This is a genomic window from Kitasatospora cinereorecta (genome assembly GCF_024172095.1).
Taxonomy (GTDB): domain Bacteria; phylum Actinomycetota; class Actinomycetes; order Streptomycetales; family Streptomycetaceae; genus Kitasatospora; species Kitasatospora cinereorecta.
In genome coordinates this window covers 183,451-207,910 of sequence record NZ_JAMZDX010000004.1, presented here as the reverse complement: position 1 = coordinate 207,910, position 24,460 = coordinate 183,451, and the positions used below count along the sequence as shown (strand labels likewise).

The 24,460-nt window shown below is 74.4% G+C and carries 25 protein-coding genes, 1 pseudogene and 1 riboswitch; of the genes and pseudogenes, 15 read left to right on the top strand and 11 right to left on the bottom strand.

From position 1 onward, the window contains the following. Positions 1 to 15: 15 nt before the first annotated feature. Positions 16 to 576 carry a GNAT family N-acetyltransferase gene (locus FHR36_RS21005; protein WP_253799704.1) on the top strand — a complete coding sequence of 187 codons (561 nt, stop codon included), beginning with the start codon at positions 16 to 18 and terminating at the stop codon, positions 574 to 576. Positions 577 to 669: 93 nt separating this feature from the next. Here FHR36_RS21005 and FHR36_RS21000 read toward each other — a convergent pair whose 3' ends face one another. Beyond that, on the bottom strand, positions 670 to 855 hold the full coding sequence (locus tag FHR36_RS21000; RefSeq protein ID WP_253799703.1) for a hypothetical protein: 186 nt from the start codon (positions 853 to 855) through the stop codon (positions 670 to 672). Between the two features lie 264 nt (positions 856 to 1,119). On the opposite strand from FHR36_RS21000, the gene FHR36_RS20995 reads away from it, so the two are divergent. Beyond that, complete coding sequence (locus FHR36_RS20995) at positions 1,120 to 2,676, top strand: PE-PGRS family protein (protein WP_253799702.1); 1,557 nt, start codon at positions 1,120 to 1,122, stop codon at positions 2,674 to 2,676. A 171-nt stretch (positions 2,677 to 2,847) separates the two neighbouring features. Here the strand turns inward: FHR36_RS20995 and FHR36_RS20990 are convergent, their stop codons facing one another. Both FHR36_RS20990 and FHR36_RS20985 read right to left on the bottom strand, forming a co-directional pair. Beyond that, on the bottom strand, positions 2,848 to 3,363 hold the full coding sequence (locus FHR36_RS20990) for a DUF402 domain-containing protein (RefSeq protein WP_253799701.1): 516 nt from the start codon (positions 3,361 to 3,363) through the stop codon (positions 2,848 to 2,850). Positions 3,364 to 3,378: 15 nt separating this feature from the next. Beyond that, entirely contained in the window at positions 3,379 to 4,032 is a 654-nt protein-coding gene (locus FHR36_RS20985) for a GPP34 family phosphoprotein (RefSeq protein ID WP_253799700.1), read from the bottom strand. Positions 4,033 to 4,151: 119 nt separating this feature from the next. Here FHR36_RS20985 and FHR36_RS20980 point away from each other — a divergent pair, with 119 nt between their 5' ends. Both FHR36_RS20980 and FHR36_RS20975 read left to right on the top strand, forming a co-directional pair. Next, positions 4,152 to 4,790, top strand: coding sequence for a winged helix-turn-helix domain-containing protein (locus tag FHR36_RS20980; RefSeq protein ID WP_253799699.1), 639 nt, complete (start codon positions 4,152 to 4,154; stop codon positions 4,788 to 4,790). Continuing rightward, positions 4,787 to 6,112: an MFS transporter gene (locus FHR36_RS20975; RefSeq protein ID WP_253799698.1), complete on the top strand. Its 1,326-nt coding sequence runs from the start codon at positions 4,787 to 4,789 to the stop codon at positions 6,110 to 6,112. The genes FHR36_RS20980 and FHR36_RS20975 overlap by 4 nt, the downstream gene beginning before the upstream one ends. A 161-nt stretch (positions 6,113 to 6,273) precedes the next feature. Here the strand turns inward: FHR36_RS20975 and bla are convergent, their stop codons facing one another. Beyond that, complete coding sequence (gene bla, locus FHR36_RS20970; protein ID WP_253799697.1) at positions 6,274 to 7,185, bottom strand: class A beta-lactamase; 912 nt, start codon at positions 7,183 to 7,185, stop codon at positions 6,274 to 6,276. An 82-nt stretch (positions 7,186 to 7,267) separates the two neighbouring features. Continuing rightward, on the bottom strand, positions 7,268 to 8,425 hold the full coding sequence (locus tag FHR36_RS20965) for a phosphoribosylaminoimidazolecarboxamide formyltransferase (protein WP_253799696.1): 1,158 nt from the start codon (positions 8,423 to 8,425) through the stop codon (positions 7,268 to 7,270). A gap of 30 nt (positions 8,426 to 8,455) precedes the next feature. Next, positions 8,456 to 8,540: riboswitch (ZMP/ZTP riboswitch) on the bottom strand. A gap of 366 nt (positions 8,541 to 8,906) precedes the next feature. Here FHR36_RS20965 and FHR36_RS20960 point away from each other — a divergent pair. From FHR36_RS20960 to FHR36_RS20945, 4 genes are all read left to right on the top strand, one after another. After that, positions 8,907 to 9,515, top strand: coding sequence for an alpha/beta fold hydrolase (locus tag FHR36_RS20960; RefSeq protein WP_253799695.1), 609 nt, complete (start codon positions 8,907 to 8,909; stop codon positions 9,513 to 9,515). Between the two features lie 147 nt (positions 9,516 to 9,662). Continuing rightward, on the top strand, positions 9,663 to 10,856 hold the full coding sequence (locus tag FHR36_RS20955) for a hypothetical protein (protein WP_253799694.1): 1,194 nt from the start codon (positions 9,663 to 9,665) through the stop codon (positions 10,854 to 10,856). 183 nt (positions 10,857 to 11,039) lie between these two features. Next, positions 11,040 to 11,573, top strand: a complete 534-nt coding sequence (locus FHR36_RS20950; RefSeq protein ID WP_253799693.1) for an NUDIX domain-containing protein — start codon at positions 11,040 to 11,042, stop codon at positions 11,571 to 11,573. A gap of 140 nt (positions 11,574 to 11,713) precedes the next feature. Further along, positions 11,714 to 12,673, top strand: coding sequence for a hypothetical protein (locus FHR36_RS20945; RefSeq protein WP_253799692.1), 960 nt, complete (start codon positions 11,714 to 11,716; stop codon positions 12,671 to 12,673). Positions 12,674 to 12,694: 21 nt separating this feature from the next. Here FHR36_RS20945 and FHR36_RS20940 read toward each other — a convergent pair whose 3' ends face one another. Together FHR36_RS20940 and FHR36_RS20935 are read right to left on the bottom strand one after the other, a co-directional pair. Then, positions 12,695 to 13,072, bottom strand: coding sequence for a hypothetical protein (locus tag FHR36_RS20940; protein ID WP_253799691.1), 378 nt, complete (start codon positions 13,070 to 13,072; stop codon positions 12,695 to 12,697). Between the two features lie 32 nt (positions 13,073 to 13,104). Next, positions 13,105 to 14,010: a GNAT family N-acetyltransferase gene (locus FHR36_RS20935; protein ID WP_253799690.1), complete on the bottom strand. Its 906-nt coding sequence runs from the start codon at positions 14,008 to 14,010 to the stop codon at positions 13,105 to 13,107. 167 nt (positions 14,011 to 14,177) lie between these two features. On the opposite strand from FHR36_RS20935, the gene FHR36_RS20930 reads away from it, so the two are divergent. Further along, positions 14,178 to 14,753, top strand: coding sequence for a hypothetical protein (locus FHR36_RS20930; RefSeq protein WP_253799689.1), 576 nt, complete (start codon positions 14,178 to 14,180; stop codon positions 14,751 to 14,753). Between the two features lie 28 nt (positions 14,754 to 14,781). On the opposite strand, the gene FHR36_RS20925 is transcribed toward FHR36_RS20930, so the two are convergent. After that, complete coding sequence (locus FHR36_RS20925; RefSeq protein ID WP_253799688.1) at positions 14,782 to 15,639, bottom strand: acyl-CoA thioester hydrolase/BAAT C-terminal domain-containing protein; 858 nt, start codon at positions 15,637 to 15,639, stop codon at positions 14,782 to 14,784. Between the two features lie 153 nt (positions 15,640 to 15,792). Here FHR36_RS20925 and FHR36_RS20920 point away from each other — a divergent pair, with 153 nt between their 5' ends. The 4 genes from FHR36_RS20920 to FHR36_RS20905 all read left to right on the top strand — a co-directional run bounded on the left by FHR36_RS20920 (position 15,793) and on the right by FHR36_RS20905 (position 20,569). Then, on the top strand, positions 15,793 to 16,512 hold the full coding sequence (locus FHR36_RS20920) for an ABC transporter ATP-binding protein (protein ID WP_253799687.1): 720 nt from the start codon (positions 15,793 to 15,795) through the stop codon (positions 16,510 to 16,512). Continuing rightward, on the top strand, positions 16,509 to 19,205 hold the full coding sequence (locus FHR36_RS20915; RefSeq protein WP_253799686.1) for an FtsX-like permease family protein: 2,697 nt from the start codon (positions 16,509 to 16,511) through the stop codon (positions 19,203 to 19,205). The genes FHR36_RS20920 and FHR36_RS20915 overlap by 4 nt, the downstream gene beginning before the upstream one ends. A 63-nt stretch (positions 19,206 to 19,268) precedes the next feature. Continuing rightward, entirely contained in the window at positions 19,269 to 19,616 is a 348-nt protein-coding gene (locus FHR36_RS20910) for a PadR family transcriptional regulator (protein WP_253799685.1), read from the top strand. After that, entirely contained in the window at positions 19,613 to 20,569 is a 957-nt protein-coding gene (locus FHR36_RS20905; RefSeq protein ID WP_253800756.1) for a hypothetical protein, read from the top strand. The genes FHR36_RS20910 and FHR36_RS20905 overlap by 4 nt, the downstream gene beginning before the upstream one ends. A 100-nt stretch (positions 20,570 to 20,669) precedes the next feature. Here the strand turns inward: FHR36_RS20905 and FHR36_RS20900 are convergent, their stop codons facing one another. Next, on the bottom strand, positions 20,670 to 21,629 hold the full coding sequence (locus FHR36_RS20900; RefSeq protein ID WP_253799684.1) for an AraC family transcriptional regulator: 960 nt from the start codon (positions 21,627 to 21,629) through the stop codon (positions 20,670 to 20,672). A gap of 83 nt (positions 21,630 to 21,712) precedes the next feature. On the opposite strand from FHR36_RS20900, the gene FHR36_RS20895 reads away from it, so the two are divergent. Both FHR36_RS20895 and FHR36_RS40515 read left to right on the top strand, forming a co-directional pair. Then, complete coding sequence (locus tag FHR36_RS20895; protein ID WP_253799683.1) at positions 21,713 to 22,549, top strand: NAD(P)H-binding protein; 837 nt, start codon at positions 21,713 to 21,715, stop codon at positions 22,547 to 22,549. 88 nt (positions 22,550 to 22,637) lie between these two features. After that, positions 22,638 to 23,160: pseudogene (locus FHR36_RS40515) on the top strand (IS701 family transposase); the annotation flags it as partial. 111 nt (positions 23,161 to 23,271) lie between these two features. Here the strand turns inward: FHR36_RS40515 and FHR36_RS20885 are convergent. Together FHR36_RS20885 and FHR36_RS20880 are read right to left on the bottom strand one after the other, a co-directional pair. After that, a complete protein-coding gene (locus FHR36_RS20885) occupies positions 23,272 to 23,568 on the bottom strand; it encodes a hypothetical protein (protein WP_253799681.1) in 297 nt (98 codons plus the stop codon). 44 nt (positions 23,569 to 23,612) lie between these two features. Continuing rightward, a complete protein-coding gene (locus FHR36_RS20880) occupies positions 23,613 to 24,344 on the bottom strand; it encodes a class I SAM-dependent methyltransferase (RefSeq protein ID WP_253799680.1) in 732 nt (243 codons plus the stop codon). Positions 24,345 to 24,460: the final 116 nt, after the last annotated feature.

The following is a 24,460-nucleotide window of genomic DNA, read 5'->3' as shown; positions in this document are numbered from 1 at the left end:
CACGATCCTCCTGGGATGGACCTCCCACAGCGAGTGATCGAGCTGGACGACCTGACCCTGCGCCCCTTCGACGCGGAGGCGGACCTCGCCGAGCTCGTCCGCGTCATCGACGAGTCGCTGGACCACCTGCGCCCGTGGATGGCGTGGGTCGCCGACCACAGCCCGGCCACGACCGCCGAGTTCCTGGCCGGCCGCGCGGAACGCTGGGCGAGCGGCGACGAGTGCACCTGGGCGATCGTCCTGGACGGGGCGATCGTCGGAGCCTGCCAGCTGTTCCGGCACGCCGACACGCCCGCCGGCGGCCGCGAGATCGGCTACTGGCTGCACCCGGCGGCCACCGGCCGCGGCGTGGCCACCCGGGCCGCCCGCGCCCTGGTCGACCAGGCCTTCCGCCTCCCCGGCGTCGAGTACGTCGAGGTCGTGCACGACGCCGCCAACCACGCCAGCGGCGCGATCCCGGCCCGCCTCGGCTTCACCGAACACCTGCGCCGCCCGGTCGAGCGCCTCGCCCCCGCCGAGACCGGCGAGGACCAGATCTGGCGGCTGACCCGCCGGCAGGCGGACGTTCCGGTCTGACCCGCCGTCACCCAGTGTTCACGGCCGGGCTCCGGGCTCGCCCGGAAGGTATCCGGCTCGGTTCGCCGGCCGGCGGGCGCGTCGAGCGGCGGGTCAGCGCGGGCGGCGCACAGCCTGCCCGGGAGCGTCGGGCTGCGGCTCGTCGACGAGTTCGAGGTCTCCGGGAGCCGCCTCCCACTCGATCCCGCCGCCCACCGGGCGGACGAAGACGCGGTGCGAGACCAGGCGGCCGGTGTCGCGTTCACGCTCGACCAGTTGACCCGCGATCGTTCCGGTCATCCGGTTGTGGCGGTGCCGTACCAGCTTTCCGTGATTTGCGTGGACGGGAGCGCTCACCGTTATTCCGATCGGCACTCCGAACAACCCCTTCGCCCTCGGTCCACACCGTTGCCGACCAGCATGCCCGACCGTCCCCGCCGCGGTCACGGGTCACTTGGCGGCCTGGAGGCGCACAGGGCGGACGAGTGCGGTACCCGTCCTTACGGTGTGCGCCCGGCGTACGCGGTGACCGATCGTCGGACAGGCGGCCGCTACGGTGTTCGAATGGCGATGCGTGGTGGCGGGGTACCCGATGAGTGGCAGGACCTGTTCGTGGGGATCGAGGCGGTGGCCGCGCTGCCAGGGATCCGGTCGGCCTGGCCCTCCGGCCTGAGCCACGGCCAGCCGGGCGACGTGCTGGTGCGGTTGCTCGGTTTGGTGACCGGCCTGGAGATGGAGAAGCTCCCGGTGGAGGCCGTCGAGGCCGGCATCGCCCACCCCCACCGCCGGGTGCGCATGCGCATGGCGGAGCACCAGCGCGGCATGAGCCTCGACCAGTGGGTCCGGCTGATCGCCAGTGAGCCCGAGGGCGTGTACCGCCGGCGCATCCGGGCGATGGCCGCCTGGCACTGCCCCCGCCCGTCAGAGGCCGACTTCGAAGGCTGGGCCGGCGACCCGGACCCGCAGGTCCGGCTGCGGGCCCTCTGGTTCCGGGGCCTGCCCGGACACGTGGCCGCAGCCCTCGCCGCCGACCCCGACCCCGAGGTCCGTACCGCTGCCTGCCGCGAGGCCTGGCCGCACCTGGACGCCGAGCGGCGCTCCGCGCTGGAGAGCGACGCCGTACCGCAGGTCCGGGAGGCCGCGCAGAAGCGGGCGGGCCTCGACCGGCCGATGGCGCTGGAGGAGTACGACGCCCTCGGGACGACGGAGCAGTGGCTCGCGGCCCGCGAGCAGCACCTCGACCCCGGCCTGGCACGGCACCTCCTCCGGTACCCCGAGTACGGGCTGCGCGCCACCCTCGCCGAGAACGCGTGGCTGGAGGCCGACCTGGTCGCTGCCCTGGCCCGGGACAGCGACGACCGCGTGCGGGCGGAGGTCGCGGTCCGGCCCGATGCCACCGAGACGATCCGCGCCGAGGTCACCGCCGGCCTGCCGGCCAACCATCCCCACCCGAGGGTGCTGTGGGTCGAGGACCTCCACGACGACCCCGACGCGATGCGACGCCTTGCGTCCTCCGCGAGCATCGCCATCCGTCGTTCCGTCGCGCGCGCCCGCCGACTGCCGCCGGACGTCCTGGATCGCCTGGCCCGCGACCCCGAGAGTTCCGTACGCTCCACCCTCGCCGGCCACAACGAGCGTGCCCCCGTGGACATGCTGCTGGACGCCGCGTTCGGCTGGCCGCACCCGTGGCCGGTCCTGAACCGCCCCGACTTCCCCTTCGACGGGCTCAGCGGCCTCGGGGACGATCCGGACCCCATGCGGCGCCGACTCGCCCTGTACGCCCCCGACGCGACCGCCGACCTCGCCGAGCGCCTCGCCGACGACCCCGACGAAGGGGTGCGCTTCCGGGCCGCGTCAGACCCGCGCCTGTCGCCCGCCACCGTGCTGCGCCTGCTCGCCTCCACCGACCGGGACTTCGAGGAGTTCCGCAGCACCCGCGGACTGCCCGTCCCCGCCACCCATCGGATCCGCGCGGCGGCCATCCGCAACCCCCGACTGCCCGTGCCCACCCTGATCGGCCTGCTCCGCGACCCGGACACCGCCCAGAACGCGGCCGCCAACCCGGCCATTCCGGCGGCGGTGGCGCACCGGATGATCGACCTGGTCGCCGGCGCGGACTGAGGGCGTCGGCGGGGTTGTGACGGCGGGTTGGCGGCTCGTTGGGCGGGTGGGGTCGTATCGTCGTGGTGCAGGGCGTCGGCGGTTGCCGCGCTCCTCGGTGCCGGCCCGGCCGCTCCCCCCGTGCGGCCGGGCCGCGCTGCGCCCGCGGGCGGATTGCTGCGGGCCCGGGCGTCAGGCGAGCAGGTTCCAGTTTTGTGGCAGGTCGGCGGTGCCGAGGTCCCGGATCTCGGCGGGCGGGAACGCGGGCCAGGTCCGGGTGGTGTCGTGGCGGCGGTTCAGGCGGTGGTCGAGGAAGCGCTGCACGCGGGTCAGCCCGTCGGCGGCCTCGGCCGGCGCGAGGCGGCCGTCCGCGAGGGCGGCGGCGTAGTCGTCCAGGTCGAGGAGGCGGTACGGGTGGTCGGGCGGGCCGACGATCACGTCGATCCACCGGTCGTCAGTCCTCAGCAGGCCGGGGGCGGCCCACTCCAGCGACACCAGGTCGCAGTACCACCAGCCCCGTTGCCCGGGCGGGAACGCCACCGGCTGGTCGATCTGCATGTGGTCGTCGAGCAGCACGAAGGTGCGCTGCACGTGGTCGGTCCCGTCCTGGTGGAAGCCCCAGTCGTAGGCGACGACGCTCCCGCGGCGGATTCCCGCCGCCCGCAGTCGGCCGTCGCGGAGGACGGTCACCGGTTCGTCGTGGGTCACGCGGCACCGTAGCAGTCAGCCGCCGCCCATGCCGCCCTGGCCGGCGATCATGGTGAGGTTCAGTCCGGCCACCGCTCTGGCGAGGCCCGGGGCGTGGTCGGCGAGGCGGTCGGTGAGAGCGGTGATCCGCTCGGCGTGGGCCTTGCGGTCCTGGCGGGAGAGGACGAGGCGCAGGTGTCCGTGGGCGGCCAGCGCGGCGAGCGTCGCGTCGGCGAACGGCGCCGCGGCGACCGGGCCGTGGCCGCGGACGAGTTCGGCGATCCGCACCTGGAGGTCCAGCGCCTCGCGCGGGTCGTCCATCGCCACCGTCCGGTGCGGGGCGACCGGGCCGTAAGGGTCGCGGTCCGGCATGGTCATCACGCCGAGGGCCGCGAGCTGCTCCTCGGCGGCTTCGAGGGTGTCCTCGCGGCCGCGTCTGATCCACGACTTCCAGGTGCGGGGTCGATCGGCGAGTTCGGCGAGCAGGGCGTCCAGGACGCCGTCCCCGGTGGGCTCGGCGGAGGCGACCTCGACCCGGCCCGCCGCGTTCTCGGTGGCGGCGCCGCGGTGGGCCAGGTCGGCCAGGGCGGCGGCGCGCAGCAGGTAGCCGGCGCGGGTGCGGTCCTGCAGCGACTGGGCCCGGGTGTCGAAGGCCAGCAGGTAGGCGGCCAGATGCAGTCCTCGGCTCATGGCTTCGACGATACGGGCGGACGGGGCGCCCGCCATCAACCGACAGGACCACCCGCCCATCCACCTGAAGGAGCACTCCGCGGTTGTAAAGAGTTCTTTCTAAAGATAGCTTTAGATGCATGACAGAGGAGCGTCCGGTACCCGAGGTGCCACCCACCGTCCGGCTCAGCGACCCGCGCGCGCTGCGGGCCTACGCCCACCCCACCCGGATGGCGCTGGTCGGCCTGCTCCGCCGCGAGGGCCCGCTCACCGCGACCCACGCCGCCGCGCTGATCGGCGAGTCGGTGGCGAGCTGCTCGTTCCACCTGCGCCAGCTCGCCAAGTACGGGCTGGTGGAGGAGGCGGGCGGCGGCCGCGGGCGGGAGAAGCCGTGGCGGGCCACCGCCCTGTTCACCAGCTGGGACACGGCCGCGGAGGACCCGGCCGCCGCCGAGGCCGCCGGCGCCCTCCAGCGGACGGTGGTCGAGCGGTACGCCGCGCTCGCCCAGCGGTGGCTGGAGGTACAGCGCGGCGAGTCCCCGGCATGGCGCGCGGCCGCGGGCGTCGGCGACACCGTGCTGCACCTCACCGCCGGGGAACTCGCCGAGCTCGGCGCCCGGATGGACGAGCTGACCCGCCCGTACCTGGCCCGGCTCGGCGCCGGCGCCGAGCGCCCGGCCGGCAGCCGCCCGGTGCTGCTGGTCCGCATGGCGCTGCCGACCGACCTGCCGTCCGGAGCCGACGAGGAGCCTGAGCAAGCCGAGAAGGAGTCGCCGTGAGCGCCACGACCGAGTCCGCACCGCATCCCGCACCGCATCCCGCCCCGGCCGAGGCCCCCGTCGAGGACGCCGGGCGCCGGCTGATACCCGCGCTGCTGCGGGTCGCCGAGTTCCGCCGCTACTGGACCGGCCAGACCATCTCGGCGGTCGGCGACCAGGTCACCGGCATCGTACTGCCGCTGGTCGCGGTCGGCACGCTGCACGCCGACGCCGGGTGGATGGGCCTGCTGACGGCCGCGGGCTGGCTGCCCAGCCTGCTCTTCGCCCTGCACGCCGGCACCTGGGCGGACGGCCGGTCCGACCGCCGCCGGGTGATGATCGCGGCCGACCTCGCCCGCGCGGTGCTGCTGCTCACCGTGCCGGTGGCGTACCTGCTGGACGTGCTGACGCTCACCCAGCTGTTCGCCGTCGCCTTCGTGATGGGCAGCTTCTCGGTGCTGTTCGACGTGTGCAACGCGCCGCTGTTCGTCGCCGTGGTCCCGGACGGGCGCTATGTGGAGGGCAACTCCCTGGTCAACGGCAGCCGTGCGATGTCCTCGGCCGCCGGGCCCGGGCTGGGCGGCGCCCTGGTGCAGGTGCTCGCCGCGCCGCTCGCCCTGGTGGCCGACGCGCTCTCCTTCGTGGCCTCAGCGTTCGCGCTCGGCGGCATCCGGCCCACCGAGCCGCCGCCCGAGCCGCGCGCCCCCGGCCGGATCTCGGCGGGGCTGCGGTTCATCACCACCACCCCGATCATGCGGGCCGCCCTGCTGGGCACGGCAACGCTGAACCTCTTCACGTTCATGATCGCGGCGCTGTTCGTCCTGTACGCGACCACCGAACTCGGCCTGTCCGCCGGCCTGCTCGGCACGGTACTGAGCGCGGGCGCGGTCGGCGGCCTGCTGGGCGCCGCCCTGACCGGCCGGATCAGCCGCCGGATCGGCCTCGGCCGGGCGCTGGTGCTCGGGCTGATCGCCTACCCCGCGCCGCTGCTGCTCGTGCCGGCGGCGCACGGCGGCACCCTGCCGGTGGTCGCGCTGCTGCTGGCCGCCGTCTTCCTCTCCGGGATCGGCGTGATGATCCTCGACATCACCATCGGCTCGCTCTTCGCCGCCGTGATCCCGGACCGGCTCCGGTCCCGGGTCGCCGGGGCGTACCAGGCGGTCAACTACGGTATCCGGCCGCTGGGTTCGCTGCTCGGCGGACTGCTCGGCAGCACGCTGGGCCTGCGGCCGGCGCTCTGGGTGGCCGGGATCGGGGCGCTCACCTCGTTCCTGTGGCTGCTGCCGTCGCCGATCCCCGGCCTGCGCTCGCCGGCCGACGCGGAGGCGCGGAAGGCGCCCTGAACCGCTGACACCGGTTCAGGCGGCGGTGCGCCGCGCCTCGATGAACCTGCTGCGGGTCCGGTCCGGGCCGGGGCGGCCGTGCTCGGCGGCCGGGTCCTGCGGGGTGGCGGCGACGTGCCGGCCCATCTCCAGCAGCAGCCGGCTGCCGGGCGCGGAGCCTCTCAGTGCAGGGCCGGCGCCACCAGGGCGGCGGCGCGGGCGACGAGTGCCTCGTCGGCGGGGGCGTCCGGGGCGGGCCCGGTGGACAGGACGGCGAGGACCAGTGGCGTCCCGTCGGGGGTCCAGGCGAGGCCCACGTCGTTGGTGGTCCCGTAGCTTCCGGTGCCGGTCTTGTCGGCCAGGCTCCAGGTCGACGGGAGGCCGGCCCGCAGGCGGGCGGCGCCGGTGGTGTTGGCGAGCATCCAGCGGGTCAGCTGCCGCCGGTCGCCCGGGGTGAGGGCCCGGCCGAGGAGGAGGTGCTCGAGCGTGCCGGCGATGGCGGCCGGCGTCGTCGTGTCGGTCACCCGTCCCGGCTCGGCGGAGTTCAACGCGGGCTCCCAGCGGTCCAGTCGGGTCACCCGGTCGCCGAGGGAGCGGCAGAAGCGGGTGACCGCCTGCGGCCCGCCCAGCTCGCGCAGCAGCAGGTTGTCGGCGGCGTTGTCGCTGTACTCGAGGGCGGCGGCGCACAGGTCGGCGATGGTCATGCCGCCCGCCAGATGCTCGGGGGTACCGGTGATCGGCGCGTACCCCGCCTCGGCGACGTCGGCGGCGGTGTAGTGGACGCGCCGGGCGAGCACCTCCCCGTCACGGTCGAGGTCGCGCAGGACGGCGGCCGCCGTCACGATCTTGTGGACGGAGCAGATCGGGAACAACTCCTGCGCCCGGTAACGCACCTGCGTGCCGGTCACGGTGTTGCGCGCGAAGACGCCCAGCCGGGCGCCGTGCTCGCGTTCCAGGTCGGCCAGCGCGGTGACGGTCGCCGCGCCGCCGTCCGCACGGGCCGCCCCGCCGGTCGGCACCGTGACGGCCAGCACCGTGCCGGCGCCCATGCCCAGGACCGCCCGGCGGCTCATGCGTCCCTCGTTCGTCGTCATGCCGGAATCCTCTCCAAAAGTTCGTTCCCCATCGGAGAGGGACACCGCTGAGCCCGATCCGGTTCGCCCGGCGCGCCGACCGTCAGTGGTGGAACAGGCGCAGGCCGGTGCGGGCGAGGGTGATCCCGTGCTCGCGGCAGGCGTCCTGGACCTCGTCGGAGCGGATGGACCCCCCGGGTTCGGCGATGTACCGGACGCCGTGGCGGTGGGCGTGGTCGACGTTGTCGCGGAACGGCAGCGCGCCGTCCGAGACGAACGCCACGCCCGTCAGACGCCGGCGCCACAGCTCGCGCTGGTCCGGGGTCAGCAGATAGGTGGACGTGGACAGCGCCCGGGCCAGCCGCTGCTCCTCGTCCGGGGTGAGATCGCCCTCGATGAAGCGGATCTGCCAGTTGATCCGCTCCTGGCGCCGCGTCCCGGGCCGGAAGTCGAGGGCGCGGACCGCCGGGTGGCGCCGCAGCCACCAGGTGTCGACCTTGGCGCCGGCCAGGCGGGTGCAGTCGACCCGGGACTGCTGGCCGGCGCCGATCCCCAGCGTCATGCCGTCCCGCACGTAGCAGACCGAGTTGGACTGGGTGTAGCGCACCACCGCCGCCCCCAGCAGCAGGTCCTGCACCGCCGAGTCGGGCAGCGCACCGACGACGGGCGAGTCGAACAGGGCGGTGGTGAGCGGGGCGTGGTCGCGCTCCTGGGTCAGCCGCAGCCCGAAGACCTCCCGTGTCTCGTACGGCGGAGGGGTGAACGCGGGGTCGGCCTCCAGGACCAGGAACTGGCCGTTCTTCTTCCGGCCGAGCGTCGCCACCGTGCCGGGCTCGTAGCCGGGGGCGACGATGCCGTCGCAGACCACGCCGCTCAGCAGCTCGGCGAGCTCGGCATCCACCGGGTGGGAGACGGCGGCGAAGTCGCCGTACGAGGACTTCGGGTCGGCGTCCCGGGCCCGCAGGTAGGCGCTGGTCAGCTCGCCGACCACCGAGTCGCCCACGCCGTGGAGCCCGGCGGTCACTTCGTCGATCGGCCCGGACACGGCGGCGCCGGCCGGCGACACGTGCTTGAACGAGGCCGCCGCCGGCCGCCCGAGCGAACGGCTCGCCTGGTGCACCAGCTGCCAGCCGTTGAGCGCGTCCAGCAGGTTGATCAGCGACGGCCGGCCGTGCAGCACCCGCAGCGGCCACCGGTCGGCGGTCAGCGGTGCGGCGGGTCCGGCTGCCTGGTGCGGGTTGGTTCCGTAGCGCAGTTCCATGTCCTGGCCTCCTCAGCGGGATGTCGCTGACGGATGCGCCCAGGCGGTCGACGCTCGCATCGGAACACGGCCGCTCCCCGGTGGTGGTCCACCCTCGCCAGTCGCGGCCGGGCACAACTCTAGCGGCAGGACGCCGCACTGGGGCGGGTCGGCAGGTCGGGTCGGGTCGGCGGGTACGGTCGGCGGGCCGACTTGAGGGATCCGCGATTTCGGCCGACCGTTCAGGAGGGACGGTCCCGACGACGGGAGTCACGATGGGCGCGAGCGACGACGAGCCGGGCGACGGCGCGACGGTTCGGCTGCCGCGGGCCGGGCTGCTGCTGCCGTACGCCGAACAGGGCGCGCGCACTGCGCTGCCGCTGGTGCTACTGCACGCCGTCGGCGACTCGTGGCGCTCGTTCGGGCCACTGATGGCCGGGCTCCCGGAGACCCTGCACGTCATCGCACCGAGCCAGCGCGGGCACGGCGGGGCGGGCTCGCCGTGCCCGCGGGGTACCGGCCGGCGGACTTCGCGGCCGACCTGGCGGAGTTCCTGGACCGGACGGGCGTCGAGCGTGCCGTCCTGGTGGCGGCGTCCAGTGCGGGATTCACCGCATGCCGCTTCGCCGCGGCGCAGCCCGCCCGGGTCGGCGGTCTGGTGTTCCTGGGCTCACCGGCCCGGCTCGCCGACACACCCGGGGCAGGCGCGATCCGGGCGTGGGCCGACGCGCTCGCCGACCCGCTCGATCCGGCAGCCCTGCGTGCCCTGGTCGACTCGCTGGTGAGCCGGCCCCTGCCCGAGGAGTTCGCCGAGCAGATGGTGCGGGAGAACCTGCGGGTGCCCGCCCGGGTCTGGCGCGAGACCGTCCACGGGCTGCTCGACGAGCCGCCGCCGACCGGACTCGACGCGGTGACCGCTCCCGTTCTGGTGGTGTGGGGCGACCGGGACCGGATCCTGCCCCGCTCCGACCAGCAACGGCTGGCCGCCGCCTTCCCGCAGGCCACCCTGCTGGTCCACGAGGGCTCCGGCCACGTCGTCCACTGGGACGAACCGGCCCGTACCGCCGCCGACCTGACGGCCTTCGCCGCCACCTGCGCCCGCCGGACCTGAGCTCCCGGCCGGCCCGGCGACGGGCCGTCACACAACGACCTCCAGGTTCGGTGACGCTCTTGAACTCCCGTTCACCCGGCCGTTTCCGGGACGGTGCACGCTGCTGCCCGCACGGGGCACCGAGATGACGCACACCGGGAGACAGCAATGACCAGAAGGCTCTACGCGGCCGCCGGCCTCGCCCTCGCGATGACCGTGGTGCCGGCCACGGCCGCGACCGCGGACGAGGACGGTCCGACGCGCGGCGCCCGCGCGCCGTTCACCCTCGCCGTGTACGGCGACGCCCCGTACGGCACCACGCCGACCGACACCACCGAGTTCGACGCGACGCCGGCGTTCATCGCCTCGGTCAACGCCGACCCGAACGTCGGCACGGTGATCCACGTCGGCGACATCCACTCCGGCAAGCAGTACTGCACCGCCGCGTACGACCAGTCCATCGCCGCGCTGTGGAAGACGTTCGCCGACCCGCTGGTCTACACCCCGGGCGACAACGAGTGGGCCGACTGCCACAAGGCCGGTGAGGGCGGCGGCAAGTACAACGCGGCCACCGGACAGATCGACCCGGTGCTCGACCCGGCCACCGGCCAGGCGGTGGACTACGCGGCCGGCAACCCGGTCGCCAACCTGGACCTGGTCCGTCGGACCTTCTTCCCGACGCCCGGTCACACCCTCGGCAGCGGCACGCTGCGCGTCCTGTCGCAGGCGCAGCTGCCGCACCCGCTGCACCCCGAGGACGCCCAGTACGTCGAGAACGTACTGTGGGTCAAGAACGGCACCCTGTTCGTCACCGTCAACGTGCCCGGCGGCTCCAACAACGACGCCGACCCCTGGTACGGCGCGCCGACCGCGTCCCAGCCGCAGCTCGACGAGGCCGCCCACCGCACCGCCGCCGACCTGCGCTGGCTGGACACCGCCTTCGCGCTCGCCCACCTGGGCGGCATCTCCAGCGTCGTGGTCACCACCCAGGCCGACATGTGGGACCTGGACGGGAAGACCACCGCGCACCTGGCGAACTACGAGCCGATCGTGGACAGCCTGGCCTCGCACACCACCGCCTTCGGCAAGCCGGTGCTCCTGCTGGTCGGCGACTCGCACGTCTACCGCTCCGACAACCCGCTCAGCCAGGGCGCGCCGTGCACCGGCGACCAGGGCGTCTGCTCGTACGACGCCTGGAACAGCCACCCGAACCACGAGGTGCCGAACTTCCACCGCATCGTCGTCCACGGCAGCACCGTGCCGCTGGAGTGGCTGAAGCTCACCGTCACCCCGGGGGCGCAGCACCCGACGACCGCCACCTCGTTCGGGCCGTTCAGCTGGACCCGCGTCACCGACAGCTGACCGGACCCCTCGTCCGGCTTGCCGCCCGGCGCCCACGGACGGGTGAATGACGGGACGGCGGGCCGGGGTCGAGGTGCAATCGATTGGACCGGGGCGGCGCGGGCAACGGCGCCCGCGCCGCCCCGTCCCACGTCGGAGCACCACGACCGCCCCACGACCCACCGCCGAGGAGGAGTCCATGCGATGGGCTCTCCCGGGCGCCGCCTGATGGGGCTGCCACCGCCGGGCTGGATCCCGCCCGAGGAGTTCGTCCCGACCCTGCCGCACGGCATCGCGTACGCGGCCCTGCTGTTCCGGGACCGGGCCGAGCGGGTGCTGACGCTGCGTCCGGTGGTGAACCCCGGGGCGCTCGACCTGCCGGGCGGCCTCCTCGACCCGGGCGAGGACCTCTACGGATGCGCCCGCCGCGAGACGGTCGAGGAACTGGGCTTCCTGCCCGCCTGCGTGGAACGGCGGGAGCCGCAGCTGCTGGTGCTGTCCTTCACCGGTCCCAGGCCGCCGTGGCCGTGGCGGGTCGGCGCGCTCTTCGACGGCGGCGTCCTCACCGACCACGAGATCGGCCGGATCACCCTCGACCCGACCGAGCACAGCGCGTACAGCCTCACCGGCGCCGACGAGTGGGCCGCCCACGCCGACCGGCGCGGCCGCCGCATCCTGTACGCCGCCGCAGCCGCCCGCTCCACCGGCCGGACCGTCTACCTGAGGCCGCTCGACTGACGCACCGTCACCACATCGTCGCAGAAACGGCGGAATCCCTTGTCGGAGGCGCCCCCGGACGCCTACCGTGCGGACGGGGAGAACAACCGCACCGGGGCCGGGCGGGCCCCCGTCCCGGTTGAACTGGGGGGAGAAACGCCGTGGCCGACACGGGAACCAACGGGATCGACGGCACGCTGCGCCGGATCGAGCAGCGACTGACCACCGCCGCGCGGACCATGATCGAGCAGCGGGCGCAGCTCGGCGCCTGGGCGCAGCCGCCGGCGCCGAGCGACGCCGAGGCGCTGGCCAACGTCAAGTCCAGGCTGGAGATCGCCCGGTACGCGCTGAACGAGGTGCGCGAGGGAAATCTGATCTCGGACGCCGACCCGGGCGCGCACTTCGCCTGGCTGACCGCCTACGTCCGCGAGCTGACCGCCCGCGTCGCCGAGGCCGAGGCGACCGGGGGATCGGTGGCGCAGCTGCGTACCGCGCTCCAGCAGTGGGCGAAGGGGGAAGGGGCGGACCCCGGCCGGCTGGTGGCCGCGCTGGTCGACACCCTGGTGGCGCGCGAGCGGCAGCGGGTCGCCGATGCGGCGGCCGCCGCGCAGGCGCTGGCGGCCCGCCAGGCGGCCGCCCGGCAGCCGCGGGTGCGCACCGACGAGGAGATCCTCCAGGAGGCGATCCGCCGCAAGCGGGCCGAGGCCGGTCCGGCGTTCGACCCGGACCAGCGGCGGCTGCCCGGCGACGTGAAGTCCGTGCTGGTGGTGAACGGCGCCGAGTACCACGGGGCGAACGGCCGCGGCGGCCAGCTGTCGGCGCTCACCCTGGCGCTGGTCCCGCAGCTGGTGGACCGGCTGGAGAAGTGGACCGAGACCGGCTGCGCCGAGGTGGCGGCGCTCGACCGCTACCTGGTCCAGGCCAACTTCGGCTCCGCCGCTGCTGCGATGACCGCCATCGACCAGGGCGCGCTCAGGGGCATGCTGATCGGAACGGTCTGCCTGTACGACCGGACCGCCCACCACCCCGGGACGTGGGAGGTGCGCACGCCCTGCGAGCAGTGCCAGCAGTGGCTGAAGCGGGCCGGGATCGCCGCGTACACCAAGGGTGCCCGGAGCTGACCGGCGGTGCGCACGGGGCGGCTACTCCTGCGCCGCCCCGTGCGCGTCCAGGACTTCGCGGACCGCGGCGTGCAGCGCCGCCCGGTCGTTGTAGAAGGTCATGAAGGTGTCGTAGCGCGGGTCGATCAGGCGCAGCGCGGCAGCCTTGGTGAGCTCGACATTCTCGGTGTCCTCGGCGAGCGGGGCGCGGAGCAGGTCGAGCAGGACGGGTCGCAGGGCCGGGTGGTCCCGGTCCTGCACCAGTTGCACCAGGGCGACGCGCTGCGGCCAGTGGTCCAGCGTCCAGTAGAGGCGGACGAGGTCCTCGATGTGTTCGGCCCGGACGTCGGGGCGCGCGAACTCGATCTCGACCCAGGACAGGGACTGGACGAGGGCCTCGAACCGCTCCACCGCACGCATGCGCGGCATCCTATGCCGTCAGGCGTCGGGCGTCAGCCGAGGTCGACGGACCGGCTCTCCTCCAGCACGTGGTACCCGGCGCTGGTGTACAGGCCCATGGCGACGTCGTTGCCGCCGAAGACGTTGAACATCAGCGCCCGGTCCCCGGCGGCCAGGGTCGCGGCGTCCGAGACGGCCATCGCCGCGCGACCGTACCCCCGGCCGCGGTGGGTCGGGTCGACCGCCACCGAGTAGAGGTAGCTGACGCCGGGGAGGTAGCCGTGGTTCAGCCACGCCACCCCGACCCTCGATCCCTCGGCCTCGATCACCAGGACCGTGGTGGCCGGCGTCCCCAGCCCCTGGGGGAGCAGTTCGCGGAACTCCTGCTCGGCCTGGGTGCGCGCCTCCTCGGCCGTGCGGGAGCCGGAGCGGACGATGTCGGCCACGTAGCCGTCCTGCTCCTCGCGGACCCACTCCGGGTACTCGGCCTCGGTCATCGGACGGGCCGTCACGCCGTCGACCGGTCCGGGCGCGGAGCCGATGGCCTTGAACCTGACCTGCGAGCGGACCGGGTAGTCGGTGAACGAGGGGTGCGGCTCGGCCAGCCGTACGGTCACCCGCTCCGCCGCGTGCTCCTCGCACCAGCGGCGCGCCCATGCGTGGGCCGCGTGGCGGTGGGCGCCGTCCGGGTCGGTGTCCGGGGCGGTCCACAGGTCGACGATCCGGCCGATGGTCCGGCCCTCGCGTTCGACGGCGCCGACCACGACCTGGCCTATCCGCTGCCCGTCCGGGTCGGTGATCGCGGCGGCCGTCCAGCCGTGCGCCGGGTCCAGCAGCTGGTCGACCAGCAGCTCCGCGGCGGGCACCGGCACGCCGGCCGCCCGGTAGGTGTCGAGGTGGCGCCGGCGGAAGGTCGGGTACCAGTCGGCGGTGTCGGCCAGAGGCGTAGGTGAGGACATGCGGGCAGACTAGGCGCAACGTCCCGCCCGCGCCCGTGATTTGCCCACGATCGGTACCGGAGCGCGGGGGCGACAGCGGTGACCGAGCGGGTTCACCGGGTGCGCTCCGACGCCGGCCGGCCTGGTGGGTGATCGGAGTGTCGGACGGCGCGGCTACGATCCCGGCCATGGGCTACACCACGACCTTCACCGGCCGGATCGCCGTCGAGCCGCCGCTCAACGAGCAGGAGATGGCCTACCTGCGGAAGTTCGCCGGCACCCGGCGCATGAACCGTGACAACGGCCCCTACTACGTCGACGGCACCGGCTCCGCGGGACAGGGCCGCGACGCGGACATTCGCGAGTTCAACAAGCCCCCGACCGGCCAGCCCGGACTGTGGTGCCGGTGGGAGCCCACGGACGACGGGGCCGCAATCGAGTGGAACGGGTCAGAGAAGTTCTACGCCGCCCCCGAGTGGATGGCCTACCTGGTCGACCACTTCCTGAAGCCCGACGCCCAGGCCCAGGGCGAGCCCGGGTTCGAGCACTTCACCTTCGACCACGTGCTCAACGGTGTGATCGACGCGCAGGGCGAGGAATCCTGGGACACCTGGCAGTTGATGGTCGGTGACAACACGGTCTCCACGTCGGGGCCGGTGGAGCCCGAGACGGCGTGGATCTGCGGGGGTTGCATCACGGTGATCGCGGATGAGGACACCGTCTGCTGCCCGGGGTCCGAGCCGATGCCGACGTACGTGGAGTAGGTTGCTCGCACCACCGACAACCTGGCGCTCAGCGGCGGGAATGGAGCAGGGCGAGGACCGGACCCCAGGCGGCCTCGCCAAGGGCGGCGTCGGCGGCGGGTGTGCCGCCGTAGTCGAAGACCGGGGAGGGCGCGGCGGGGGCCTCGCCGGGGAAGCGGGGGCGGTGGCCGGCGTCCGCGTGGCTGATCACGCGGACCGGGGCGCCGGCCGCCCGGCGGCGCGCGGCCAGCTGGTCGGCGTACCGGACGGAGGACCACATCCGGTCGTCGCCGCCGGCGATGAGCAGGAGGTCGGCACGCGCCCGCTCCACCGGAATGGCGGCGGCGTCCAGGTGCGCGGCGAAGGTCCGCTCGCTCTGCTCGTACCAGCCGCGGATCGCCACCGGACCGTCCGACTGCCGGCCCTCCAGCCAGGTGTCGTCGTGGGGGACGAAGGGCAGCGGGCGCCCGCGCCAGGTCCACGAGCAGCGGTACGGGCGGTCCTGGCCGTCCGTACCGGGCCCGACGTTGCCCCAGACCAGGGAGGTCGGGGAGAGGGCGACCACCGCGTCGACGCGCGGATCGTGAACCGCCGTCAGCAGGGCCGCCTCGGCGCCCTTGGAGAACCCGACCAGGCCGACGCGCCGCACTCCGTGCGCCTGCAGCAGGTCGACGGCGGCGACGAACGTCTCCAGCGGTATCTCGCAGATCCCCGGCGGCTGCCCCGGCCCGCCGAACCAGCGGACGGCCAGCGCGAGGATGCCCTGCTCAGCGAGGAGCCGGGCACGCTGCCGGTCCACCCGGCCGCTCGATCCCGCCAGCACCACGACGCCGGTCGTACTGCCCCCGGCCGGCTCCAGCAGCACGGCCTCCCAGGGCGATGCCAGCTCGTGCTCGACGACGTCCAAGGCCCGTCCCCTCCCCGGTGGAACCAGTCTTCCCGGTAAGAAGTCTAGGCCACATGAGTCGGTAGACTACTTATCTCGTCCGCTTGAGTATCCCTCGCGAACCGGCTATACATACTCGGTATGCAACAGGTTCCACAGTTTCGAGGGGGAGTCGTGTCCGGATCGCATGCGCAGGCAGTGCTGCGCCTGGAGAAGGTCGGCCGGGTGCACGGCGGTGGCGCGGGGGAGGTGTCCGCGTTGTGCGAGGTCGACCTGACGGTGCACGCGGGCGAGTTCGTCGCGGTGATGGGGCCGTCCGGCTCCGGGAAGTCGACGCTGCTGGCCCTGGCCGGCGGACTGGACCGGCCCACCACCGGCCGGGTCCTGGTCGAGGGAGTGCCCCTGGACGGGCTGAGCCGGCGCCGGCTCGCCGACGTCCGGCGCCGCTCGGTGGGCTACGTGTTCCAGGACTACAACCTCATCCCGGCCCTGACCGCGGCCGAGAACACCGCCCTGCCGAGGGAGTTGGACGGAGCCTCGGCCCGCACTGCCCGGCGGGAGGCGCTCGCGGCGCTGACCGAACTGGGCATCGGCGAGCTGGCGGACCGCTACCCCGACTCCATGTCCGGCGGCCAGCAGCAGCGGGTGGCGATCGCCCGCGCCCTGATCGGCGAACGCCGACTGGTGCTCGCCGACGAGCCGACCGGCGCACTGGACTCCGCGACCGGCGACGCCGTCCTGGAGGTCCTGCGCGGACGCTGCGACGCCGGGGCGGCGGCGGTGATGGTCACCCACGACCCGGCGCACGCCGCCTGGGCGGACCGGGTGGTCTTCCTGCGCGACGGCCGGATCACCGACGAATCGGTGCAGCAGCGGATCGAGGCCGTCCGATGAGCGCCGGGTCGTGGCGGGCTGCGCTGCGGATCGCCCGCCGGGACGCACGGCGGGCCAAGGGCCGCAGCGCCCTCGTCCTGGCCATGGTGGCGCTGCCGGTGCTCGGCGTCGCCGGCGCCGACGTGGTCCACCGCAGCGGACAGCTGACCGCCGCCGAACGCTCCGACCGGCTGATGGGCCGGGCGGACGCCCTGATCGGCGCGTACGCACCCGGCCGGGCCGTCGAACAGGCGGTCTTCCCCGACGACGGGGTCCGCACCCTGCCGCAACCGGCCGGCACCGGCCAGGTGCCCGCGGCGGACGGCGAACCCGCCGCGCTGCTGACCGCGTTGCTGCCGCCCGGCAGCACCGTGGTGCCCGCCCGCACCGGACCGGTGACCGGGGTGCACACCCCGGGTGGCCTGCTGCCGGCCGGAACCTTCGAGGCCGACCTGACCCGCCCGCTGTGGCAGGGCCGGATCAACCTGGTGGCCGGCCGCGCGCCCGCCGCCCCGCAGGAAGCCGCCGCGACCCGCGCGTTCCTCACCGAGAGCGGGCTGCACCTCGGCGACACCGTCACCCTCCAAGGACTCGAGAACGCACCCTTCACGCTGACCGGGACCGTGGAGGACCCCGGCGACCTGCGGAAGGTCGAACTCGTCGCCCGGCCGGGCACGCTGTACGGGGCCCTCGACGCCGCCCAGGCAGCCGCCGGCCTCGCGCCGCTCGGCGACGGGGCGCAGGAGGCCGCCGCCCGCAAGGCCGCCTGGCTGGTCGACCTGCCCGCCGGAGCCGGCCTCGACTGGGACCGGGTGCGCGAGTTCAACCGCCACGGCTACACGGTGGCCGCCCGGCAGGTGGCCCTCCACCCGCCCACCGCGGCGATGGACCGCCAGGAGGCGTTCGGCGCCGCCGACCAGCGCGAACGCACCATGATGGCCGCGGCCACCACCGCCGCCCTGGCACTGCTCGAAGTGGCGCTGCTGGCCGGACCGGCGTTCGCCATCGGCGCCCGGCAGGCCAGGCGCCAACTCGCCCTGCTCGGCGCGGCGGGCGGACGGCCCGGGCACGTCCGCGCGGTGGTGCTGGCCGGCGGCCTCGTCCTCGGCGCAGCCGGGGCCGCGCTCGGCACCGCCCTCGGCTGCGCAGCCGTCACGCTGCTGCGCCCCTGGATCGAGCAGGCCGGCGGCAGCCGCTTCGGCCACCTGGCCCTGCGACCGCTGGACCTGGTGCTGATCGCCGCGACCGGCGTGGCCACCGCGCTGCTGGCGGCCCTGCTGCCCGCCGTCCAGGCCGGCCGCCGCGAGGTGCTCGCCGCCCTGACCGGCCGCGACACCGTCCGCCCACCCGGTCGGTGGGTCCCGCTGCTCGGCGCGGCGACCGTGGCCGCCGGCGCCGCGCTCGCCCTGTACGGGGCGGTCGCCGGACAGACCGGCGGGCCGCCGGTGGTCGCCGGACTGTCCGTCCGCACCCTCTCGGTCCTGGCCGGCGCGGTCACCGCCGAACTCGGGCTGCTGCTGCTCACCCCGCTGCTGCTGGCCCTGTGCGGCCGCCTCGCCCGCCGACTGCCGCTCGGCCCCCGCCTCGCCCTGCGCGACACCGCCCGGCACCGCTCCCGCACCGCGCCCGCCGTCGCCGCCGTACTCGCCGCAGTCGCCGGAGCGGTCGCCGTCGGCGTGTACACCACCGGATCGCAGGCCCAGGACCGGGCCGCCTACCAACTCCGGCGACCGGTCGACTCCGTCCAACTGGAGACGTACGGCGACGCGGCCGCCCTGCCGCAACTGCGCACCGCGCTCGCCCAGGACCTGCCCGACCTCGGCGAACGCGCCGACCTCTACCAGGCCGAGTACGTCTTCTGCCAGGGCTGCCGCGCCACCGTCTACGCCGAGGGCGGCCAGCGCTACGGACGGGCCGTCACCAGCCCGCTGCTGGTCGGCGACGCCGCGGTCCTGCACAACCTGCTCGCCCTGCACGACCCGGCCGCCGAGGCCGCGCTCGCCGCAGGGAAGGCCGTCGTCACCGACCCCGCCTACCTGCACGACGGCCGGGTGCTGCTGCAGATGCAGGGCGCCGGCGGCGCGGTACGGCAGGAGAGCCTGGACGCCGTCCTGGTCGAACGGCCCGCCGACCGGCGCTACGTGCCGCTGGTCGTCGGCGCGCAGACGGTCCAGCGGATGGCCGGCCTGTCGGTGGCGCCCACCGGATCGATCTGGCTGCCCTCCGCGCCCACCCCGGAGAAGGCCGAACGGCGGGCCGCCGCCACCGTCGCCCGGCTCGCCCCGCACTCCACCCTCGACGTGGAACGCGGCTACCGGCCGACCGACAGCCTGATCGGGGTCGCGCTGAGCGCCTTCGCCGCCGTCGTGGTCCTCGGCGCGGCGGTGGTCGCCACCGCACTCGCCGCCGCCGACGCCCGCCGCGACCGGGCCGTGCTCACCGCGATCGGCGCCCGCCCGCGCACCCGGCGCACCCTGGCCGGCCTCCAGGCCGGCCTGATCGCCCTGCTCGGCGCCCTGCTCGGCACCGCCGCCGGAGCCGTCCCGGCCTTCGCCCTGCTGCGCTCACGCGCCGCCGGACAGCCGGGCGCACCGTCGGTCCACCTCGCCGACGCACCATGGCCGACCATCGCCCTGCTCGCCGTGGCGCTGCCGCTGCTGGCCGCCCTGCTCGGTGCCGCCCGCAGGGACCGGACCGGCCCCTGGCGCGGGTAGCCGGTGGCGGCCTGACCGCCGCGCGGTGGCACCGATACGCAGCTCGGCGGTATATGTAGTCGCATGACAGAACGTGCGATGCAGGAATCCACCCTGCTGCTGCTCACCGCCCTCGCCGACGCCCCCCGGCACGGATACGCGCTGATCAAGGAGATCGACGCGATCTCCGGGGGGCGGGTGACGATGCGCACCGGCACCCTCTACGGGGCGCTCGACCGGCTGCTCCAGCAGAACCTGATCGAGGTCGCCGCCGAAGAAATCGTCGACGGCCGGGCCCGCCGCAGCTACGCCCTCACCGACGCCGGACGCGACGTCCTGGCCACCGAGGCCGAACGGCTGCGCGCCGTCGCCGCCGAGGCCCAGCGCCGCCTCGGCGGCCCCGCCGTCCACGCGCGCCGGGCCCTCGCATGACCGTCCGCACGGCGGCGCTGCGGACCGCCATCGCCGCCTACCCGGCCCACTACCGCCGCGACCGCGGAGCCGAACTCGCCGACGTCTTCGCCGACACCACCGCCGACGCCGGCCGGCTCGCCACCGCCCGCGAAGCGCTCGACCTCGCCGCCTACGGCCTGCGGCTGCGCACCCGCCTGACCGCCACCACCCTCGGCGGCCGCCTGCTCGCCACCGCCGCACCCCTGCTCGCCGGAGCCCTGCTCGGCGTCGGACCCGTCCCCGGACTCGCCGACCCCCGCACCCACACGATCCGCGTCGCCGCCCGCGCAGGCCTGACCCCGCCCTGGACCGACACGCCCGGCCACCTCGCCGTCCTCGGCCTGACCGTCGTCCCCGCCCTGCTCGCCGCCGCGGCCGCCCTCGGCGCCTGGCGCGCCGCCCGCGTCCTGGCCTGCACCGTCGCCCTGCTCGGCGCCCTGCGGATCGCCCTCGCGGCCGCGGACACCCAGGACAGCTGGCTGCTGCTCTACACGGCGACCGCCCTGATGCCGTACCTCGCCGGCGGCGTCCTGCTGCTCGCCGCCCCGCCCGACCTGCTCGACGAACCGCGACGCCACTCCCGGCCGCTCCTGGTGGGTCTCGGCGCAGCCGCCGGCTTCGCCGCGGTGCGGGCGCAGGGCGGGTACGACACCCGGTACCTGATGGACGGCTGGTGGCCGCTCCTGCTGCTGCTCGCGCCCCTGCTGCCGGCCGTGCTCTGCGCGGCCCGCGGCCGACTCGACGCCGCGGCCGCCGGGCTCGCCCTGCTGCCGCTGACCGCCGCCTTCAGCCTGTTCAGCCTCTGGCAGCAGGCCGGCGGAGTCCTCGGCCTGCTGCCCTGGGCGGTCGCCGTCGCGCTGGCCCTGACCGCCGCGGCCCGCCTCCTGGCAGGCCGTCAACCAAGCCCGGCCGCCGTCGGACCGCTGGGCTAGTACTGTCCGGGACGGTCAGGTCGATCGGGTCGGTGCCGCGGGCGGGCCGGTTCGACTGTGCGGCCCGGGCGGGCATCGCGCTGACCCGCACGATCACCCGTCATGAACCGACCTGCCATCCCGACCGCACGTTCCGCCGCCAGTCCGACGGGCTGACCCCGCGCGCCCGCTTGAATGCCACACTGAAGGCGAACGCGTCCTCGTACCCCACCCCGCGCGCCACCGCTGCGACGGTCTCCTCGGTGTCCCGCAACAGATCCGCCGCCAGGGTCATCCGCCAGCCGGTGAGGTATGTGAGTGGGGGCTCGCCGACCACGCCGGTGAAGCGCGCGGCGAAGGTCGCCCGGGACTGGCCGACCCGCGCGGCGAGTTCGGCGACTGTCCATCGGTGCGCCGGGTCCTCGTGCAGCATGCGCAGAGCGTCGCCGACGACCGGGGTGGCCAGCGCCCGGTACCAGGAGGGCGGTTCGGCCTGCGGTCGGGCGCACCAGGCGCGCAGCGCCAGCACCAGTACGACGTCCAGCAGCCGGTTCAGGACGGCGTCCTGGCCGGGCTCCTCCTGGGCGACCTCGGCGGCGAGCAGCTCCAATGCCGCCCGGCTGCGCGGCCCTGCGGGCACGACCGCCAGTGGCGGGAGCAGGCCTAGCAGGCGCTCGCCCACGTCGCCGCAGAGTTCGTAGGCACCCCGAAGCAGGGTGGTGGCGCCGGACAGTCCGTCGCCGTACGTGCGGGGTGCCAGGTTCTGCCAGGCAGCCGTCCCGCTGTCGATGACGTGCTTCCTTCCGTCGCGGATCAGCACCTGCGGAGGAGTGCCCGGGGCGTCGGCGATCGTGTACTGGTGGGTGCCGCTGATCAGGGCGATGTCCCCGGTGGCCAGGAGCGCCGGTGCGGTCTGCGGGTCGTCGTCGAGCCGGACTGCCGCGTGGCCGCCCAGGGTGGCCACGACCGTGAGCGGAGGGGCGTCGGCGAAGGTCATCGACCACGGTGGCCGCTGGATCAACTGCCGGATCTGCGCGTTCCTGGCGCGGGCCCGGTGCAGCAGATCGCTCAGGACGTCCATGCCGGCCACGCTAGACGATCACAAAGGGATTGGCGACGTTCTCCCATGGATCGTCTGCCTCCCGCCGGGGTTGTCTGGAAGGCATGAAGACCATTCTCGTTCTCGGCGGTACCGGCACGACCGGCCGCCGCATCGCCCGCCGCCTGACGGCCGAGGGCCGACCGGTCCGTACGGCGTCCCGCACCGGCGGCGACGTCCACTTCGACCTGGACGACCCGGCGACCTGGGCGCCCGCCCTCGACGGCGCCGCCGCCGTCTACCTCATGGAGCCCAACCTTCAGCCTGGCGTGGACCTGCAGGCGCGCTTCCCGCGCTTGGTGGCCGACGCCGTCGCCGCCGGCGCGCGGCGGCTCGTGCTGCTGTCCGCCCACGGTGTCGGCCGGGCCGACGACGGCCACCCGCTCAAGGCCGCCGAACAGGCCGTTCGCGGTTCGGGCGTCGACTGGACCATCCTGCAACCCGACTGGTTCGCGCAGAACTTCAGCGAGTCCTTCTGGCTGCCGGGCGTCCTGTCCGGCATGCTCGCCCTGCCCACCGGTGACGGGCGCACGCCGTTCGTCGACGCCGAGGACATCGCCGAGGTCGCCGCCGCGGCGCTGACCGAGGACCGCCACAGCGGGCAGACCTACCAGCTGACCGGCCCACGGGCGATCGGCTTCGGCGAGGCGGTGGACCTGATCGCCGCCGCCACCGGCCGGACGGCCCGTCACCTCGACGTCGACCCCGATGCCTTCGTGGAGCGCATGGTCGCCGAAGGTGTGCCCGTCAGTGTCGCCCGTCTGCTCACCGGCCTGCTCGTCGACGTCCGCGACGGCCGGGGCGCGGGCGTCTCCGACGGCGTTGAGCGGGCGCTCGGCCGGCCATCGAGGTCGTTCGAGAACTACGTGGCCGAGGCTGCCGCCGCAGGCCGCTGGAACTGACCCGACGGGCCACTGGCTGCCGGCCCGCCCGGCAGCCAGTGCCGCCACCGGAACCGCCGGGCGGATCCAGAACAGCCAGGTCGGCCGTCTTGGGTGCATCACACGAGTACGGATCAACCAGGGGCGGGCCGCTGTTCGCGCGGATGCCGTGGCCGCCCGCCTGCCCGCCTGCCCGCCTGCCCGCCTCCGTCCGGGGCCCGGCAGAGCGGCGGAACCGGAGCGAAAGGCCGTGCCGACTACGACTGGGCCTGGATCGAGAGCAATGCCGATCGGCACCGGCACCTGCTGATCCGCCGTACCCCGCACAGCGGCGAATTCGCCTTCCACCTGTACTGGCCCCCCAGACGGGTGCCGCTGTCCGAGCTGGTCAAGGTGGCCGGGACCAGATGGTGCATCGAGGAGTCCTTCCAGGCCGCGAACGGGCAGATCGGCCTGGACCACTACCAGGTCCGCCACTGGACCGCCTGGCACCGGCACATCACCCTGGCCATGCTCGCCCTGGCCTTCCTGGCCGCCCTCGCGGCCGATGCGACGCCGGCCAGGGCTGCACAGCCGAACGGCTCGCCCGCGGCACCGACCTGATCGACCTGACCGTCCCGGAAATCCGCCACGCGCACGCCTCCGAGGACCTCCTGGTGGCGGACCCGGAAGCCGGCGATCGTCGCGGGGTCGGGGGCAGCCAGTCGCTCAGGTCGGGGATGTGCCCGACAGTCCTTTGAGCGTCAGGTGCCGGAGTTGTCGACGAACCCCACGATGTCGAGGAATTCGACGGTGGGCGGGACGCCGTAAATCCCCGGCACCTTGTCGACGAGCTCCGCCGTGAAGAAGGCGCGGGCCTTGTCCTCGTCGTCCCACACGTAGAAGTTCCTTGCCCGAACGCCGTCTTCGTCGAGCATGAAACTCTTGAAGCGAAGTCCGGCCATCCCTTCGAACGGTCCTCGGAGTTCGCCGGCAATCTTTGCGACAGTTGAAAGATCGAACTTGTCGGTCTGCGTGAAAGTCACGAGCACGCCGATCATCGGGCCTGCTTTCGCTTGGGTGAGCAACGGTCGATCGAGTGATGCTAGAGGCGGATCCTAGTGTGGGTCGCCGGAAAATTCTGGCCGTTGAGCCGCGAGTCGGACGTGCGGTTTTGCGGTCGGCGGTGCGGACCGGGTTCGCGTCTGGCACTGCGCGGGCGAACGTCAATCGAATGGGCGGGCGATCTGGCGCGCATGTCCGACCCGTAGTGGCTGCCGCGCCCACTTTGCATGGAGGGAGTCGTGAATCGCGAGCGCTGTGACGAAGGCCGGCCGCGATGGTGTCTGTGCGGCCTGCAGAGAGCGTCAGGTCGGCTGCTGTCTCTCCACGGGGACCGACGGACGCAAGGAATCAGACCCGCCGCATCCGGTAGACGCAGGTCCGGTGTCACCGGCCCGTACTGCCAGGCACGTTCCAGGCCGTATCCCTCGTTGCCGACTTTGCCGGAAAGCGCGGCCACCCACGGGGTCCGATCGTCACGGATGTTCCACATCGCGGTGAAGGCGCCGTCCTTGCGCAGCACCCGGTGAATCTGCGGCAGCGCGTCCTGCGGAGTGAACCGGTGGTATGCCTGACCGACCACGGCGGCGTCGACGGACTCGTCCGGCAACGGGATGTCCTCGGCGCTGCCGGCGAGTACCCGCGTGCCCGGGTGGCGTTCGGCGGCCACGGCGCGCATCTGCTCGTCGGGCTCGACCGCGATCACCTCGTGTCCCGCGGCGCGCAGGACACCGGCCAGGAGCCCCGTGCCCGTCCCCAGGTCCAGTTCGCGCACCGGCTCGGCGCCGATGGCCCAAGTGACCGCCGGCACCGGGTAGGTGGGCCGGATCGAGTCGTACAGGCGGGCCGCGGAACCAAAGGACAGCGCAGAGGTGGAAACGCTTGTGAGCG